The 15,752-nt window shown below is 38.2% G+C and carries 16 protein-coding genes and 1 riboswitch; of the genes, 8 read left to right on the plus strand and 8 right to left on the minus strand.

All coding sequences use genetic code 11. From position 1 onward, the window contains the following. The first annotated feature begins 100 nt into the window (after window positions 1–100). Both ABI125_13075 and ABI125_13080 read left to right on the plus strand, forming a co-directional pair. A complete protein-coding gene (locus ABI125_13075; GenBank protein ID XCF05644.1) occupies window positions 101–418 on the plus strand; it encodes a rhodanese-like domain-containing protein in 318 nt (105 codons plus the stop codon). 310 nt (window positions 419–728) lie between these two features. After that, entirely contained in the window at window positions 729–998 is a 270-nt protein-coding gene (locus tag ABI125_13080) for a hypothetical protein (GenBank protein ID XCF05645.1), read from the plus strand. Between the two features lie 88 nt (window positions 999–1,086). Here the strand turns inward: ABI125_13080 and ABI125_13085 are convergent, their stop codons facing one another. The 3 genes from ABI125_13085 to mazG form a co-directional block, all read right to left on the minus strand. Further along, the gene (locus ABI125_13085; protein XCF05646.1) at window positions 1,087–1,500 is read right to left on the minus strand and encodes a DUF3995 domain-containing protein; all 414 of its coding nucleotides are present in this window, start codon (window positions 1,498–1,500) and stop codon (window positions 1,087–1,089) included. 335 nt (window positions 1,501–1,835) lie between these two features. Further along, complete coding sequence (locus ABI125_13090) at window positions 1,836–3,956, minus strand: amino acid permease (protein XCF05647.1); 2,121 nt, start codon at window positions 3,954–3,956, stop codon at window positions 1,836–1,838. 181 nt (window positions 3,957–4,137) lie between these two features. Then, complete coding sequence (mazG, locus tag ABI125_13095; protein XCF05648.1) at window positions 4,138–4,911, minus strand: nucleoside triphosphate pyrophosphohydrolase; 774 nt, start codon at window positions 4,909–4,911, stop codon at window positions 4,138–4,140. A 170-nt stretch (window positions 4,912–5,081) separates the two neighbouring features. Between mazG and ABI125_13100 the strand changes: the two genes are divergently transcribed. Continuing rightward, window positions 5,082–5,756, plus strand: coding sequence for a hypothetical protein (locus ABI125_13100; GenBank protein ID XCF05649.1), 675 nt, complete (start codon window positions 5,082–5,084; stop codon window positions 5,754–5,756). 75 nt (window positions 5,757–5,831) lie between these two features. Here ABI125_13100 and ABI125_13105 read toward each other — a convergent pair whose 3' ends face one another. From ABI125_13105 to ABI125_13120, 4 genes are all read right to left on the minus strand, one after another. Beyond that, a complete protein-coding gene (locus tag ABI125_13105) occupies window positions 5,832–6,374 on the minus strand; it encodes a DUF4252 domain-containing protein (GenBank protein ID XCF05650.1) in 543 nt (180 codons plus the stop codon). Window positions 6,375–6,383: 9 nt separating this feature from the next. Further along, window positions 6,384–6,944: a DUF4252 domain-containing protein gene (locus ABI125_13110; protein ID XCF05651.1), complete on the minus strand. Its 561-nt coding sequence runs from the start codon at window positions 6,942–6,944 to the stop codon at window positions 6,384–6,386. Window positions 6,945–7,030: 86 nt separating this feature from the next. After that, window positions 7,031–7,507, minus strand: a complete 477-nt coding sequence (locus tag ABI125_13115) for a hypothetical protein (protein ID XCF05652.1) — start codon at window positions 7,505–7,507, stop codon at window positions 7,031–7,033. Then, window positions 7,494–8,003 (minus strand): RNA polymerase sigma factor, encoded by a 510-nt coding sequence (locus ABI125_13120; GenBank protein XCF05653.1) that lies wholly within the window; start codon window positions 8,001–8,003, stop codon window positions 7,494–7,496. The genes ABI125_13115 and ABI125_13120 overlap by 14 nt, the downstream gene beginning before the upstream one ends. A 142-nt stretch (window positions 8,004–8,145) precedes the next feature. On the opposite strand from ABI125_13120, the gene ABI125_13125 reads away from it, so the two are divergent. Both ABI125_13125 and ABI125_13130 read left to right on the plus strand, forming a co-directional pair. Continuing rightward, window positions 8,146–9,630: a S41 family peptidase gene (locus ABI125_13125; protein ID XCF05654.1), complete on the plus strand. Its 1,485-nt coding sequence runs from the start codon at window positions 8,146–8,148 to the stop codon at window positions 9,628–9,630. Window positions 9,631–9,639: 9 nt separating this feature from the next. Further along, window positions 9,640–10,353 carry a diphthine--ammonia ligase gene (locus tag ABI125_13130; protein XCF05655.1) on the plus strand — a complete coding sequence of 238 codons (714 nt, stop codon included), beginning with the start codon at window positions 9,640–9,642 and terminating at the stop codon, window positions 10,351–10,353. Between the two features lie 62 nt (window positions 10,354–10,415). On the opposite strand, the gene ABI125_13135 is transcribed toward ABI125_13130, so the two are convergent. Continuing rightward, the gene (locus ABI125_13135; protein XCF05656.1) at window positions 10,416–12,293 is read right to left on the minus strand and encodes a TonB-dependent receptor; all 1,878 of its coding nucleotides are present in this window, start codon (window positions 12,291–12,293) and stop codon (window positions 10,416–10,418) included. A 65-nt stretch (window positions 12,294–12,358) separates the two neighbouring features. Continuing rightward, window positions 12,359–12,585, minus strand: a riboswitch (cobalamin riboswitch). A 127-nt stretch (window positions 12,586–12,712) separates the two neighbouring features. On the opposite strand from ABI125_13135, the gene ABI125_13140 reads away from it, so the two are divergent. Genes ABI125_13140 through ABI125_13150 form a run of 3 tightly spaced genes read left to right on the plus strand, consistent with a single transcriptional unit; the run spans window position 12,713 to window position 15,684 of the window. Next, window positions 12,713–13,858: an ABC transporter substrate-binding protein gene (locus ABI125_13140; protein ID XCF05657.1), complete on the plus strand. Its 1,146-nt coding sequence runs from the start codon at window positions 12,713–12,715 to the stop codon at window positions 13,856–13,858. Further along, window positions 13,859–14,890 (plus strand): iron ABC transporter permease, encoded by a 1,032-nt coding sequence (locus ABI125_13145; protein XCF05658.1) that lies wholly within the window; start codon window positions 13,859–13,861, stop codon window positions 14,888–14,890. Then, complete coding sequence (locus ABI125_13150) at window positions 14,890–15,684, plus strand: ABC transporter ATP-binding protein (GenBank protein XCF05659.1); 795 nt, start codon at window positions 14,890–14,892, stop codon at window positions 15,682–15,684. The genes ABI125_13145 and ABI125_13150 overlap by 1 nt, the downstream gene beginning before the upstream one ends. The last annotated feature ends 68 nt before the right edge of the window (window positions 15,685–15,752 follow it).

Genomic DNA, 15,752 nt, shown 5'->3' on the forward strand with positions numbered 1-15,752 from the left:
AGGGAATCAGTAGATGTTGGAGGTTGTAATTGGCAGCGATTTTTTTCGTCTATTGGGTGAGAAGTGCTAATTTTGTAAAGAACAATATTAATTAAAATACATGGAAGATTTAACACAAGAAGAGTGGGCGGAACAATTGGCAAACGACGACAATGCAGTGGTTTTGGACGTAAGAACCGATGATGAAGTTGCAGAAGGCATTATACCTAACGCCATTCATATTGATATTTATAAAGGCCAGGAATTTATTAATGAAATTGAAGAACTGGACAAAAGTAAAAACTACTACGTGTACTGCCGTTCGGGTAACCGCAGTGGAAAGGCTTGCCAAATAATGGAGCAACTCGGTTTTGAAAACGCCTATAACCTGGAAGGCGGTATGCTGGAGTGGACCGGTGATGTAGTTGACAAAACGTAACTTTTTACAAAGGCAACCAAACACAGGTTGCCTTTTTCATTTTTTATCTATTGAAACTCAATAATTATGGGCTTGAATTTTAGGGATATATAGCTTTAAACTTTAAAAATACATTACTTTACTTTCTTTTTCAAAAAGAACTTTATCCTTTACATTCAACTACTTTTTAAGTCATTCACCTTTTTTATTTTTTTAAGGAATGCTGTTTTTTTAGTTTTACGCATCATTTACTAATTAATAGCAAAATACTTAAATGATTTTTGATATATTTTCAGTTATCAAGGTTTATAGGTTAATAATTTTAAAAAACATGGAAAACGGATTCGTTATTTTAGGAATAATAGCCCTCTTGTTTTTGAGTATGTACGGGTATTCGTATTTATCGGTTTACCGCGAAAAAATCAAGCAAAACCGCGAAAAGAAGGAAGAACTCGAAAAACAGGAACTTAGGCGTCAAAAACGGTTGGCATATCAGGCTATGATTGACGAAAAAGTTGAAAAATTCAATAAACGGAAAGAAGAAATTCAACACGAATTAATGTTGCTCGAAAAGATAAAGAACAAGCAACAAGTTAGTTAGTCCACTTAATTTTCTTTCATCAAAAAACCCGTATAAATGCTAATTTATACGGGTTTTTTATTTTGGCCAGCCAACTTTTTTAAAACAGCTAAAGTTGAATTGCTATTCCAACTGCACCAATAAATAAACAAAGAGGGGAATATAATTTTGTGTCTAGTTTTGCAAAATTCGTTTTATTTACGCTTTTGAAAAAACCAACATATTTAAACTCGCCAATGGCTCTTAAAATAAATATTATTGGTATTATCCATCCGCCATATTCAAGAAGCCAATTCGGCAGAATGTTTTCAGTCATCCCAGATTTAAAAATGTAAAAAATGCCAAACAGTGTCAATCCAGTTCCAACTATCGCGCTATCTATTTTTTTAGGGTTTAATACTCTTTCGCCACTTTCCTTTGTAGGTAGTGATTCCGCAAAACCGAATGTTCCTCCAGCTACCCAATTAAAATGAATCGCCCCAAGTGTAATAAGTACTATGCTTAATGAAATTGTTAAAATCATATATTTTTCAGTTCATACTTTTCAAACAGACAACAGACGGTGGTTTTTGGTTAAACACGAAAATAGTTGTAATGATAAATATAGTAATAAATCGTAGTGTTTAACAGAACTGTTTTTAAAAAAAACGAACCCCTTCAATTTACAGGCAATTCAAGGGGTTTCTGTGGAGTCGTAGGTTGCTGAATTTAATACATTTTAACATAATTATATATAAGCGAAACACATAAAAACAGTTGTTTTCACAGGGATTGTTTATGTTTTTTATAAAAATGAATAGAGGTCGGTAGTGTGATACTACCTTTTTAAGCCAAAATTATTTCTTAAATACTTTTACTTCACCATTTTTCCATTTCGGCACCAACATATTCTTTAAACAGTTTTGAAATAGATTTAGCTTCTCCAAGGATGGTAAGTATATCGCCTTTTTCCAAGACGGTGGCTCCATTGGGCGTAAAGGTTTTACTATTTCTTTCTACCAATGCCACCAACACATCTTTTGGCAATTTCACCTCCATTAATTGACGGCCAATCATAACACTCTGCGATGTATCTTCTAACAATTTTATGCTTAAAAAGTTTTCATTTTGCAACAGATATTCCTTGATTTCCCTATGACTACCCATAGCCAAAAGTGTATTGACCACCTGCTCTCTCTCCAAAATATCAATCAATCGAGATAGCATGCGCAATTGCTGCTTAGGTTTTTCGTCGGTATTGATTAAAAAACAGCAAATGTGCAGGGGCGATTTGCGCTCTCCATTTTTAGAAGGAATCTCACCAAGCACGGCGGTTTTTGAAAGAATGATATGCAACGACGGATGCAAAACATTTTTATATTTGGCATGAAAAATTAAAACACCCGGTAAACTTATAACTGAATCGTCACGTAATGACTGAACGAACTTTTTCTTTACAGCTCCTTTTTTTCTTTGCAATCCGGCTTCCAAATAATCGGATGCTTTATCCAAAACCCCATTTATATCGGTTGAGGACTTCAGTATGCTTATTTTAGATTTTATTACTGTTTCATCAAAAGGGTCGCCTTGCCGCAATCCTTTTTCCTTTAAAATGGCCATTAATTCATTTTCCAATTCATCGTACTGATATTTACCCAAAAGGGCAAACCAATGGAAAATAGCACCTTCTCGCTTTACTTTTCCTTTGGCATGGAAATGATACCAAACAAGCCCCAAAACCACAATTCCTGTGGTAAAAAGAATAGGCATCCACCCTAAATAAATAATCAATATAAACGAAATGACTATCCCAACAACTTGCATAAACGGATAAAGCGGTGACAAATACCCGGGATCGTAAGATTCGATTTTACTTTTCCTGAAGACGATAACAGAAAAATTGATGAATATAAAAATGAGCAACTGAAAAGTACTGGCTAGTTTAACTATTCCTTCTTCAGACAATAAAAGGATGAACAAAATAATCAAAGCCGTTGTGAAAAATATGGCCATTACCGGAGTGCCCTTGCCTCCAATTTTAGACAGCACGGCGGGCAATAATTTGTCTCTCCCCATGGCAAATGGATAACGGGAAGCAGATAAAAGTCCCGCATTACCCGTAGAAGCAAATGCGGCAAGAGCAGCAACAGACATTAGCAACACGCCCGCATTTTCCGGTAACCAATTAAACATTTTCGATGCCGCAACGGCAGCAGGCGCCATTTCGTTAGCAAATGTTTCTGGTTCGATAACAGCCACCATGATGTAAACGCCCAAACCGTAAATGAGTCCGGTAACCACCAAAGACAGCACCATTCCCAAGGGGATATTCCTTTCTGGGTTTTTAATTTCTTCGGCTACACTCACAATTTGAGTGAGCCCTAGGTACGATACAAAAACGAATCCAGCCGATGTGAACAGTCCGCCCATACCGTCTGAAAAAAATGGTGTAAACTGCTCTCCAAGTGCTTCTTTCCCTAATGTGTTTCCGAAGCATATCAAGTAAATCCCATCAACAATAAATGTAATTAAGATGACTAACAGAAAGGTTACGAATACTTTTTGGAACGCCGACGTTTTTTTTGCTCCTACGAGATTTAAAGCCATAAAAAAAAGTGTAGCCACAATGGCAACGGTTTTAGTTGGAACATCCCAAAATATGGCCGCATAAGCACCGATACCAATAATGGCGAAGGTCGTTTTTAGCATTAAGGCGAAATAGGTTCCTAGTCCACCAATAGTTCCCATTAAAGGCCCCAAACTTCTGTCGAGAAAGAAATACGCTCCGCCTGACCGTGGTAAAGCGGTTGAGATTTCTGCAATACTGAACATGGACGGTAATATTAATACCCCAGCAAGCATATAGGCCAAAAACACCGATGCTCCTGTATAATGAGACGCTATACCTGGCAGTAAAAAAAAGCCGGAACTGAACATAGCCCCTGTACTAATGGCAAAAACATCAAACAGCCCTAATTCTTTTTTTAGTCTCTTTCTCATAATTAAACATGTCAAAAAAGGTTTAACTATTACTAATCTGATTAAAAGATAAGAAAAAGTAATTATTTAAATTCGAAGGAACAGAAAATTACACGCGAATACGCCTGTATTTATAATAAGATATCGTTTTATCTCAATGGAATCCTTGTTTTTTCTGACCCAATGGATAAACTGCTGCTAACTAAAGTTGTTTGGCCTCTTCCCAAAACACGTCCATTTCGGCCAAAGTCATGTCTTTTAAAGGTTTATTCAAATTTTTAGCCTTGCCTTCTAAATATTGAAATCGTTTAGAAAATTTTTTATTGGTACGCTCCAAGGCATTTTCTGGGTTTATATTCAAAAATCGGGCATAGTTAACCATGGAAAACAGCACATCGCCAAACTCACTTTCAATGGCATCGACATCACCGCTTTTTACTTCGGCTTTAAATTCATTGAGCTCCTCCTCTACTTTTTCCCAAACTTGGTTGGGCTGCTCCCAATCGAAGCCCACACCAGCCACTTTTTCTTGAATCCTGTTGGCTTTTACCAATGCTGGCAAACTTCTGGGCACACCTTCCAACACGCTTTTTTTGCCTTCTTTTAATTTTAGGTTTTCCCAATTTCGTTTTACATCGTCTTCATTTTCAACTTTTACATCGCTGTAAATGTGCGGATGTCTGCTTATCAATTTTTCGCATATGCTGTTGCAGACATCAGCAATATCAAAATCGTTGGTTTCACTACCAATTTTTGAGTAGAACACAATGTGGAGCAATACATCGCCCAATTCTTTTTTTACTTCCTCCAAGTCGTTGTCCAAAATGGCGTCTCCCAACTCGTAAGTTTCTTCAATAGTTAAGTGCCGAAGCGTTTCTATAGTCTGTTTTTTGTCCCACGGACACTGCTCACGGAGCTCGTCCATAATGGTGAGTAATCTATCGAAGGCCTTTAGTTGTTCTGCTCTTGAATTCATTGAAATACTTTAAAATATTTCCCGTAAAAGTATAAATAACTTTGAAAAGTATTGTTATGACAAAACGTGAACAAAATCAACATTAATCTTTGAAAAATAATATTTTTTATTAATTTAGTGATATAATTCTCTCATTTTTAACAACAACCAAGCCCTAAACCCCAAATAAAATGAGATTCTTTTTGTTGTTATTACTTTTCCCAGGAAACCTATTTGCCCAAGTTGGCATTGGAACCACTGAACCTACAGCCGCTCTGGATGTAAATGGCACGTTTAGAGTTAGAACCACTACTAATGAAACCGACAAAGAGGTTATTAGAGATTCCATTTTAGTGATCTCCCGATCGGGGAACGTAAACCGTGTTGAAAGCACCGAAATTATAGATGCTGCATTACCCTCTATGGTACGGGCTTCTTTTTCTAATAGTGGAGACATTGGGCACACCATGTTTTCTGGAAGCAGTGTTTTAACATTTAACAACGAACTTTCAGACTCAAACGATGAGTTTGATACAGCAACATACACATTTACCGCCAAACAGGACGGAATTTACCATATTAGTGCACAGATGAAAATAAGCTCTTCGCTTTCTGTAAGTACAAACATTGGTTTGGGTATTTATAAAAATGGAAGCTTAGTTGCCGAGCAAAATTACATTAATGTTCAAGTAAGTGTACTAAGCTTATTAAATGTTAACGTTTCTCCACCCATCCGTTATGTTACTACCGTTATAGATTTAAACGAAAACGATACCATTCACTTTGAAGTTACCTCATCATTAGGCTCCATAAATATAGAAGGCGCTTCTACCGAAAGTTACTGTGCTATTTATCAAATACGATAGCTCTATTTTTTCCAAAGAAAAAGCCATCCCTGAAAAGAGATGGCTACTAATCATTCTTTTATCGTTTAAGCCTTTTTACTTAAAAAAATTCATAATATTTTCCACTTGACTTTGATCGAAGTTGGATTGCTTCATGACGTTGATTAATGTGAGCATTTTTTCGGGGTTCATGTCGTCGCCCAAAATCCGTACAATACCAAAACCCAACTCTTTTGAATTTCCAAAAACTATCACCTCATCCGCCTCGTCATCGTCACCAATATATTTCACCTCAATTTTGTTGCCTTTATCGCTAAATTCCATCAAGTCGTAGTACTTGCTTTGGTTTAAAATGGATTTCACTTTTGCGAGTTCGGTGTGGTACGATTCGGTATTGGCTTCGTTAATCTTATATCCCAAAAAATTTAATTTATCTACCGAATTATAGGCTTCGGTCTGTTCTGGGGTGAATTGGGTTTTATCGACCTCAATCATTGACAACGGAAAATCTTGTGTGATAAAGTTTTTATTCTCCTGATTTTCTACGTAATACCGCTGTAAACTCACCTCGTTACCGCAGCTTGACAAAAAGGCTGCGGTAAAAAAGGTAAAAATTAAATATTTAACTGCTCGTTGCATGATGGATGATTATTTGTTTTTCTCTAGGTGTTTTCCTCCCGGTATGTTCATTTTATCGGTGAGTTTCGATATTTCATTCAAATTAATATCACCGGTGAGCGACACCACAACGGTTTCAATTTTGCGCTCTTTTCCGTTAATCTCTATTTTGTCTTGCATCACTTTATCAATGCCGTTTACAAAGATCAAAAGTTCCTTTACGTGGTCGGCATCCTTGCCCTCCTTAACATAAAAATTAACGTTGGTGCCATCGTCCTTTACTTCCATCAATTCTTCCAAACTACTGGAACGCGACTTTACCCACTTGGCTATATCGCCCGAAATAGACTGGTTATCGGTTACTATGGTTTTAAAACTGGTGATGCTTTTTACCATATCCATATAAGCCCTAGCTTCGGCATCATCGGTATCGATGCCTATTTTTGCTATCATCTGGAACATTTTAGGCTTAATGTTTACGTAGGTAACATCGGTATTGTCGCTATATTTTTCAAAAATATCCTTTTGTGCCAATGCGGTTAGCGGCAGTAACATTACGGCCATTGCTATTAATATGATTCTATTTTTCATGGTTCTTGTTTTTAAGTTATTTAATACGTTCTGTTTTTTTTTGATTCATGCTGAAACGCCCCCGATAATTATCGGGACAGCAAATGCTAGTTTTTAAAGATTATACTTGTGGTGTTTTCAATCGTGTTAAGATAGTTTAAGGTTGAAGTGCCTTTGTCTACTTCCTTTAAATACCCCACGGTTGAAGCGCCTTGGTTGAATTTTTGGGAAATCAGTTCCATTGATTTTGAAAATTCATTAAAGGCCAATTCTGGGTCTTCATAAGTTCCTAATTCATTCGCTTTATTGAATGATTGATTCAGGTAAAACCCGAGCATAAGAACGGCTACAGCTGCGACAGAAATCCATTTGTAATTAAATCTACTTTTAGTTTTTAATGGAATGTCTTTAGTAAACTGTTCCTGCTGACTTACCGAAAAATACGCAAACATGGGCTTGTAATGCTCTAAATGCGGAGCAACCGTGTCGCTTAAAAAATAGTGTTTTAACACTTGCTCTTCCTTTAGGGTGGTTTCGCCTTTTTCGTATTTCTCCAGTAATTTTTCTATATTATTTAATACCATAATTATGTGTATTAGTCAATTTTTCCCGTATTGTTTTTCTCGCTCTCGATAACGCCACGCGCACTGCCGTTTGGTTCATATCGAGCATTTTTGCAATCTCATCGTAATCGTATTCTTCAACATCCCTTAACTGAATAATCATGCGTTGCTGTTCGGGCAATCCTTCAATAATTCTGCCCACCCAGTTTACGCTATCGTTTAGCTCAACCTGTTTTTGCAATGCCGTTTGGTTGTCTTCGTAATTGCTGTGCACCAATTTTAGGTTTTGTGCTTGCTTCGACTTTAATTTATCAAAACAGTAATTCTTGGTCATCGTCATCGAAAAAGCTTCAACGTTTTTATATTCCTGAATCTTTTTCTTGTTGTTCCATAATTTCAAAAGCACTTCCTGCGTGGCATCTTCGGCCTCCTCGGTCGATACCAACAGCCGTTTTGCTAAACGAAACACCTTATCCTTAAAAGGCATTACAATATTTAAAAACTCGGTTTGAGTCATTTTGGTCTGGTTTAAAAACAGCTTGGTTATTGCTATTTGATATTACGACGAAGTAGTTTCAATTTTGTTACAAAAGTTTTTTAATAAGCAATAATGTAAGTAATTTTAGAGTTTTATAGACTACTTACATTAAAATTGTTATATGCGAAATTTAAAAGCCCTAATTCTACTCTTCATGGTATCACTGCTAACGGTGAGTTGTTTTGAAGACAACGACGACATTCCCGTTTCCACGGAAGAGATAAACGACTTTGTTTGGAAAGGCATGAACCTGTTTTACCTGTACAAAGCAGATGTGCCCAAATTATCGGATAACGAATTTGGGATTAACACCGTTGAAAACAGATATGGGCAAACAGCAGCCTACAGTAATTATTTGAGCAATTTCGAAAGCCCTGAAGACCTTTTTGAAAGTTTAATATACAACCGCCCCTCCGTTGACCGTTTCAGTTGGATTGTTAACGATTACATTGCTTTAGAGCAGTTTTTTGACGGCGTTGTTACCAGCAACGGTATGGAATATCAACTATTCCGATTTTCATCAACCGACACCAACCGCTACGGTGTGGTAACCCATGTATTGCCCAACACCAGTGCCGAAACCCAAGGTGTAAAACGGGGCGATATTTTTTATGGTATAGACGGCAACCAATTAACAGCAAATAACGCCTCCCAGCTTTTAAACCAAGACAGCTATACCATCAACTTAGGAAGCTACGACACCAATGGTACGGAAGAACTGAGCGATGACTCTATTACCCCTACCTCCCAAGCCATCAACTTAAACAAAATTCAATACACCGAAAACCCCATTCTATTGAGTGATGTCTTAAACGTAAACGGTACCAACATTGCTTATTTAATGTACAACGGCTTTACGGGTACCGAGCAGTTTAACCAAGAACTCAATAGCACTTTCGGATCCTTTAAAAATGCAGGTGCTACCGAATTGGTTTTAGATTTGCGCTATAACCCAGGCGGTTCGGTTTATACCGCCATCATGCTCGGCAGCTTGGTAACAGGGCAGTTTACAGGAGAAATATTTAGCACCGAACAATGGAACGCCGAATTTCAAGAGGCCTTTGAAGACGAAGACCCCGAATTGCTCATCAACCGATTTATCGACAATAATGATGGTACGCCGCTTAACAGTCTTAATCTCTCAAAAGTTTATGTTTTAACTACAGGCAGGAGTGCTTCAGCAAGCGAATTGGTCATTAACTCGTTACGCCCTTATATTGAAGTCGTTCAAATAGGAACCTCCACGGCCGGTAAGTACCAGGCTTCAACCACACTTTACGATTCACCCAATTTTAGACGTGAAGGGGTTAACCCTAACCATACTTACGCCATGCAGCCATTAATTTTTAAATCGGCTAACGTAAACGGTGTAAGCGATTATTTTGATGGTCTTTCTCCCGATATTGCCATTGGCGAACAAATTAACAATCTGGGGATTTTAGGTGATGAAAACGAACCACTTTTGGCCGAGGCTATAGCAAACATAACCGGCAGCAGTCGTGCACTAAAGCAAAAAACGGAATATTTGGAAATCACAAATGGCAGTGAGGACTTTAAACCATTTGAAAAAGGTATGTATGTTGAAAATAAATTTCCCAACTTTTAATACGAACTTTTGAGTAAACACAAAACCTATTTCAACTGGAGTACGGGTAAAGATTCGGCCTTGGCACTGTACCACTTGCTTCAAAATAAAAATTTTTCAGTTGAAAAACTCGTTACCACAGTAAACAGTCATTTCAATCGGGTATCGATGCACGGACTTCGGAATGAATTGCTCGTAGCCCAGACCAACGCCATTAAAATTCCCGCCAGTTTAATCGAACTTCCCGAAATGCCCAGTATGGCCGTTTATGAACAAAAAATGACCGAAACCATTTCCCAATTAAAAAGTGAAGGCTTTACCCATGCCGCCTTTGGTGATATTTTTTTGGAAGATTTAAAAAGCTACCGAGAAAGTCAATTGGAAAAAGTAGGTATAAAAACGGTTTTTCCTATTTGGAAGCGAGACACTAAAACTCTGTTAACCGAGTTTTTAGATTTGGGTTTTAAAACCATTGTGGTTTGTGCCAATTCAAAATATTTTGGCGAAGACTTTGTCGGAACAACAATCGACAAGCACTTTATCGAAAACCTTCCTGAAGGTGTAGATGCCTGCGGCGAAAATGGCGAATTCCACACTTTTTGTTTCGACGGCCCCATTTTCAATAAACCTATTGAATTTTCAATAGGCGAAAAAGTATACCGCGAATATGATAACCCCAACACAGACGATTCCATTTGCAAATCTGAGAAATATGGGGTTTGGTATTGCGATTTGATTCCATAAAAAATGCCTCCAAAAAGCGGAGGCATTTGAAATAAGCGGTTAAGACTGGAGAAAATATTGATTTATAAATTGATGTTCAAACCTAAATTTACATTTCGTCCTTTAGTGGTGTAACCCAAAACCTCAACATAGTCTTCGTTGAATAAATTGGTTACACTTGCAAAAAGCTTCACTTTATTGTCTATCAGCTTTTGGCTGAAATAAAAGTCCAATAATGAATAGCTGCTCAATTCTTCATTCATAAAGGTTGAAAAATTGGTATCGGTTCTACTCCCCACAAACTGATAGTTTATAGATGCATAGCTGTTTTTACAAAAATGGTAACCAAGTCCGGCATTTACTTTATGCTTCGGTATTCTTAGTCGCACACCATCCTTTAATTCGGTAAAGGTATAATTGGCGCTAAACTGTAAATTTTCAATAATCTCAATTTCTGCTTCGGCTTCAAAACCATGTACCGTGGCATCAGTGGTTGCATTTTCGTAGCCCGTGGTATACACAATGGTATTTTCTTCGTTTCTGTTGAAATATAATCCGCTTAAACGGATCCCGTTTTTGGTATTGTACTCCAGACCACCTTCAATGGTTTTGTTTTCTTCGGGCTCTAAATCTGGATTGGCCCCAAAATAGCCGAATAATTGCGATAAATTAGGCGCAATAAACGAGGTAGCATACGAACCAAAAACCTTGGCATAGCCTTCTTCTAAAGAGATGCTATATGATGGATTTGCACTATACACTAAATGCGAACCGTACTCGCTGTGGTTATTTAAACGTCCACCGATATTGATGTTCAAGCCAAAATCGGACACATAAACCACATTCAAATATGGGTCGGTATTACTGAAACTTTCTTCGTTGGCAAACAAACTATTGTATTTGCCGTAGTTTAAACCAACCACAGTATGGAATTGCCCATTAAAAACATATTTATGAAAGGCATCAACCAAATAGGTTTCGCCCTCATTTTCTGAAGTAGAACCAGAACCAGAAATAGTTTTACGGTCAATTTTGGTATATGCCGCATTCACCTGAAAACTTCCATTCTCATAACTAAATTTTGGCGATAACCCCACTCGTTTTTGTTTCGATACATATTGGTCATCGGTATCGGCCAAAGTATAGGTTGGCGCAGGAAAACCATCAATATCGGTCTTTAAGTCATCGTAGCTTGCAAAAGCACTTACTTCAAAAGCATCGCTAAATTCGTAACCTAATTTTAAACGGGTATTGTAGCGCGAAAACGGGTCTTTTTCTGGGGTTTCAGATTTTGCTGCCGAAAGCCCATCTACATATTTATTTCCAAAACTGGCCACATAACTCAACTTGTTCAAAGTTCCGTTTACCGAAACACTATTGGTGAAGTTCGCTCCATTATAATTTTGGTCGTCTTGATTTTGGTTGGTACCCACCACAGTTAAAAAACTTCCTGAAACGGCATTTTTCGACGCCTTTTTCGTGCTAATGTTTATCACCGCCGTGGCCGCTGCGTTTCCGTAAAGCGTACTGGCCGAACCTTTTATAATTTCAATACTTTCAACCGTGTTCAAATCCAATAAACGTAAATCGAAGTCGTTGGCCACAATAGAAGGGTCGTTTACCTGCACGCCATCAATCAACACCAATACTTGGCGGTTGTTTCCGCCGCGAATGTAGTTTCCTAAATTTTGTCCCTCAACACTTCGGCTACCGTTTATTTCAATACCACTTTTAGTATTAATCAATTCTGCCAACGAACGGCCTTGGTTGCGTTCAATTTCCTCTTTTGAAATTTTAATCACCGTTTTGCCTGAATGCTCACGTTTCAATTCAAAACGTGAATCGGCAACAACCACCTCATCCAGTTGTTGCAATGTTGTGGTTTGTGCCTGTTGTTGGGCAAAACCAAATGCAGATATACCAAAACATAATACACCTAAAACTCTTGTTTTTTTGTTCATTTTAAATAAAAAATTACTCGGAATCGCATGGATTTCATACGCAAACTTTTATCCCGAAAGTTCAACTTATTGGTTTGAAAATTGGCAGGTCTCCTGACTTGTTTTATGCTATTTCACCTTCCCAGCTAAAGGCCAGTGGTTTTGAAGTAAACAGCATCCTCATATGAGGTACCGAAACGAGTTCGGCATAAACCTACAGTTGCGGGAACAGTTCTGGAATTGACCTTAAAAGTCGCACCAGATTCCCTTTTAATTGGCGAAGCCATCCCGAACCTTATTCGGGACCTCAAAAAGTCTCGAAATCATTTTCTTTGTGGCGTAGCCAAACCAAAATTCGCTGCAAAAGTAAACATTCCCTTTTTAAACTTTATCCTAAAACTGGAAATAATATTACTTTTGACGTGACCAAAAACCAGATTTTGAAAAAACTCTTCACCATACTTTTTGTTTTATTAGCCGTTTCGTGTAAAAATGAAACATCAAAAAAAACAGTTGAGCCCCTAGCTGGCACAACACTAAACTTAAAATACGCCAAAGGGTTTTCGGTGGAAGCTTTTAAAACACACAAAATCCTCACCATTGAAAAGCCGTGGCCCGAGGCCGAAAAAAGTTACCGATTTGCTTTATTGAAACCTGGTTATGATCCTGATTATTGGTCTACTGAACAATCGCGGTTTGATGGTGTTATCGAACTTCCCATTGAAAATATCGTCGTGACCTCCACCACCCATCTTCCGGCATTGGAATTGTTGGATGAAACTGAAACGCTTACAGGTTTCCCTGGGGTAGATTATATTTCTTCGGAAAAAATTAGGACTCGCATCGACCAAAAGAAAATTAGGGAATTGGGCAAAAACGAGGGCATCAACACCGAAGTGTTATTGGAATTGAACCCCGAAGTAGTCGTTGGTTTTGGCATTGACGGCAATAACCGGTCTTTGGAAACCATAAAAAAATCGGGCATTCCCGTCATTTTTAATGGCGACTGGGTGGAAGAATCGCCATTGGCAAAAGCCGAATGGATTAAGTTTTTCGGGGCACTATTTAACAAAGAAAAACAAGCCGATTCTATTTTCAACCAAATTGAAAATGGTTATCTGGAAGCCAAAACACTGGCTAAAAATATAGAAAACAAACCTTCCGTTCTGGCAGGTGCCATGCACAGTGATGTTTGGTATCTGCCCAACGGCACCAGCACCGAAGCGCAACTTTTCGAAGATGCCGGACTGAATTATCTCTGGAAAGATTCCAAAGGCACGGGAAGCTTAAAACTTAATTTTGAATCGGTTTTCGTAAAAGCCAAAAATGCCGATATTTGGTTGAATCCGTCAAATTACACGAGTTTGCAAACCTTAAAAAACAGCAGTGAGCAGCACAGTATGTTTTCAGCCTATATAAACAAAAACGTATTTACCGTAACCAACACCACGGGCGAAACCGGCGGTGTCATTTATTTTGAGCTTGGCTTAACCCGACCCGATTTGGTCTTGAAAGACTTAATCAAAATCGGCCACCCGGAACTATTGCCAAACCACAACTTATTCTTTTTTAAAAAATTACCATAATTGCCTAACCAAAGAACATACCGCCTTTCATTTTTAGTATTGATTTTATTGCTCTTGGTATGCTTTTTTGCAAACATCAGCTTGGGCTCGGTGTCCATTCCGTTTAAGGATATTTTCAATAGTTTAATAGGAAATCCCACTGAAAAAGATAGCTGGCAACACATTATTATAAACTACCGGTTACCTAAAGCCATTACTGCCATTGTGGTAGGGTCTGGTTTGGGTATTTCAGGCCTTTTGATGCAAACGCTTTTTAGAAACCCCTTAGCAGGGCCTTTTGTGTTGGGCATCAGTTCGGGGGCCAATTTGGGCGTGGCTTTGGTTATTCTGGGTTCCAGTATTTTTGGAGGCATTTTTGCTTCACTATTTATATCGAAATGGGGTATTGTTATTGCGGCCAGCTTGGGCAGTTTTTTGGTTCTGTTGGCGGTTATGGTGGTTTCCATAAAAATAAGGGATACCATGGCTATTTTAATAATCGGACTCATGTTTGCCAGCATAACCGCTGCTATTGTTAGTGTGCTTTCGTATTTTGGATCGGCCGAACAATTGCAACAGTACATTTTTTGGGGTTTTGGCAGCTTGGGCAATTTATCATGGGGCGATTTATTTATACTTTCCCTCATTTTCGCAGTGGGTATTCTTCTGAGCATCACTTCCATAAAATCGCTAAACTCATTGCTTTTAGGGGAAAATTACGCTAAAAGTCTCGGCCTGAACATCAAAAAAAGCAGGTTGCTCATTATTGTTGCCACCAGTTTACTGGCCGGAACGATTACGGCATTTACGGGCCCTATCGCTTTTATCGGGTTGGCCATTCCGCATATCACTCGGCAAGTTTTTAATACCGCTAACCATAAAATTTTGTTGCCCGCCGTATTTTTGTTCGGTGCCATTGTCATGCTGGTTTGCGATAGTATTGCCCAATTACCAAGCAGTGATTTTACTTTACCCATCAACGCAATCACAGCCTTGGTTGGTGCTCCTGTGGTGATTTGGTTATTGACCCGAAAACGAAAAATGGTGTTTTAATGGCAGGCAAACCACAACATATCATCCTAAAAACAAAAAACCTTTCTGTAGGCTACAGTTCCAAAAAAGGCAAACAGGTTATCGCTTCAAACATCAACATTGAATTAAAACAAGGCGAATTGGTGGGCTTGATTGGTGCTAACGGCATTGGAAAATCCACACTTTTAAGAACTATTACCAACGTTCAAAATCCATTAGGCGGTTCTATTCAGCTCAACCAAAAAGAAATACAAAATTATAATAGTTTCGATTTGGCCAAAGTATTGAGTTTGGTGCTTACCGAACCGATGGCTTCCAAAAATTTATCGGTTTTCGAGGTGGTGGCTTTGGGCCGGCAGCCTTATACCAATTGGATTGGCTCTTTATCCAACGGCGATTTAAATCAAATAGAAAACGCGCTGAAGCAAACCAACATTGAAGATTTAAAACATAAAAAATGTTACGAACTCAGTGATGGCCAATTGCAAAAAGTGATGATTGCCCGCGCCTTGGCACAGGATACCGATTTGATTGTACTCGATGAGCCTACCACACATCTCGACATGTACCACAAGGCCTATATTTTAAAACTGCTCCAAAAATTGGCAAAAGATACTGGTAAAACCATATTATTTTCGTCACACGAAATCGATTTGGCCATTCAGTTGTGTGACAATTTAATCGTCATGACCAATAATAATGTAGTTTCCGGACAACCCTGCCAACTGATCGAAACTCATGTTTTTGAAAACCTGTTTCCGAAAGATTTAATCGCTTTTGATGAAAAAACGGGAACGTTTCGAGTGAAAAAATAAAGAATTCCAAAAACCATTTGCCTTAGTCAAATCTGAATACGCCCAGTTTCAATCTTCTCTCTAAAACG

It is taken from the genome of Tamlana crocina (assembly GCA_040429635.1).
GTDB lineage: Bacteria > Bacteroidota > Bacteroidia > Flavobacteriales > Flavobacteriaceae > Flavisericum > Flavisericum crocinum.

Bases quoted from the DNA above. Each gene is read 5' to 3' on its own strand.
- ABI125_13075 (XCF05644.1), top strand. From the start codon at position 101: ATGGAAGATTTAACACAAGAAGAGTGGGCGGAACAATTGGCAAACGAC.
- ABI125_13080 (XCF05645.1), top strand. From the start codon at position 729: ATGGAAAACGGATTCGTTATTTTAGGAATAATAGCCCTCTTGTTTTTG.
- ABI125_13085 (XCF05646.1), bottom strand. From the start codon at position 1,500: ATGATTTTAACAATTTCATTAAGCATAGTACTTATTACACTTGGGGCG.
- ABI125_13090 (XCF05647.1), bottom strand. From the start codon at position 3,956: ATGAGAAAGAGACTAAAAAAAGAATTAGGGCTGTTTGATGTTTTTGCC.
- mazG (XCF05648.1), bottom strand. From the start codon at position 4,911: ATGAATTCAAGAGCAGAACAACTAAAGGCCTTCGATAGATTACTCACC.
- ABI125_13100 (XCF05649.1), top strand. From the start codon at position 5,082: ATGAGATTCTTTTTGTTGTTATTACTTTTCCCAGGAAACCTATTTGCC.
- ABI125_13105 (XCF05650.1), bottom strand. From the start codon at position 6,374: ATGCAACGAGCAGTTAAATATTTAATTTTTACCTTTTTTACCGCAGCC.
- ABI125_13110 (XCF05651.1), bottom strand. From the start codon at position 6,944: ATGAAAAATAGAATCATATTAATAGCAATGGCCGTAATGTTACTGCCG.
- ABI125_13115 (XCF05652.1), bottom strand. From the start codon at position 7,507: ATGGTATTAAATAATATAGAAAAATTACTGGAGAAATACGAAAAAGGC.
- ABI125_13120 (XCF05653.1), bottom strand. From the start codon at position 8,003: ATGACTCAAACCGAGTTTTTAAATATTGTAATGCCTTTTAAGGATAAG.
- ABI125_13125 (XCF05654.1), top strand. From the start codon at position 8,146: ATGCGAAATTTAAAAGCCCTAATTCTACTCTTCATGGTATCACTGCTA.
- ABI125_13135 (XCF05656.1), bottom strand. From the start codon at position 12,293: ATGAACAAAAAAACAAGAGTTTTAGGTGTATTATGTTTTGGTATATCT.
- ABI125_13150 (XCF05659.1), top strand. From the start codon at position 14,890: ATGGCAGGCAAACCACAACATATCATCCTAAAAACAAAAAACCTTTCT.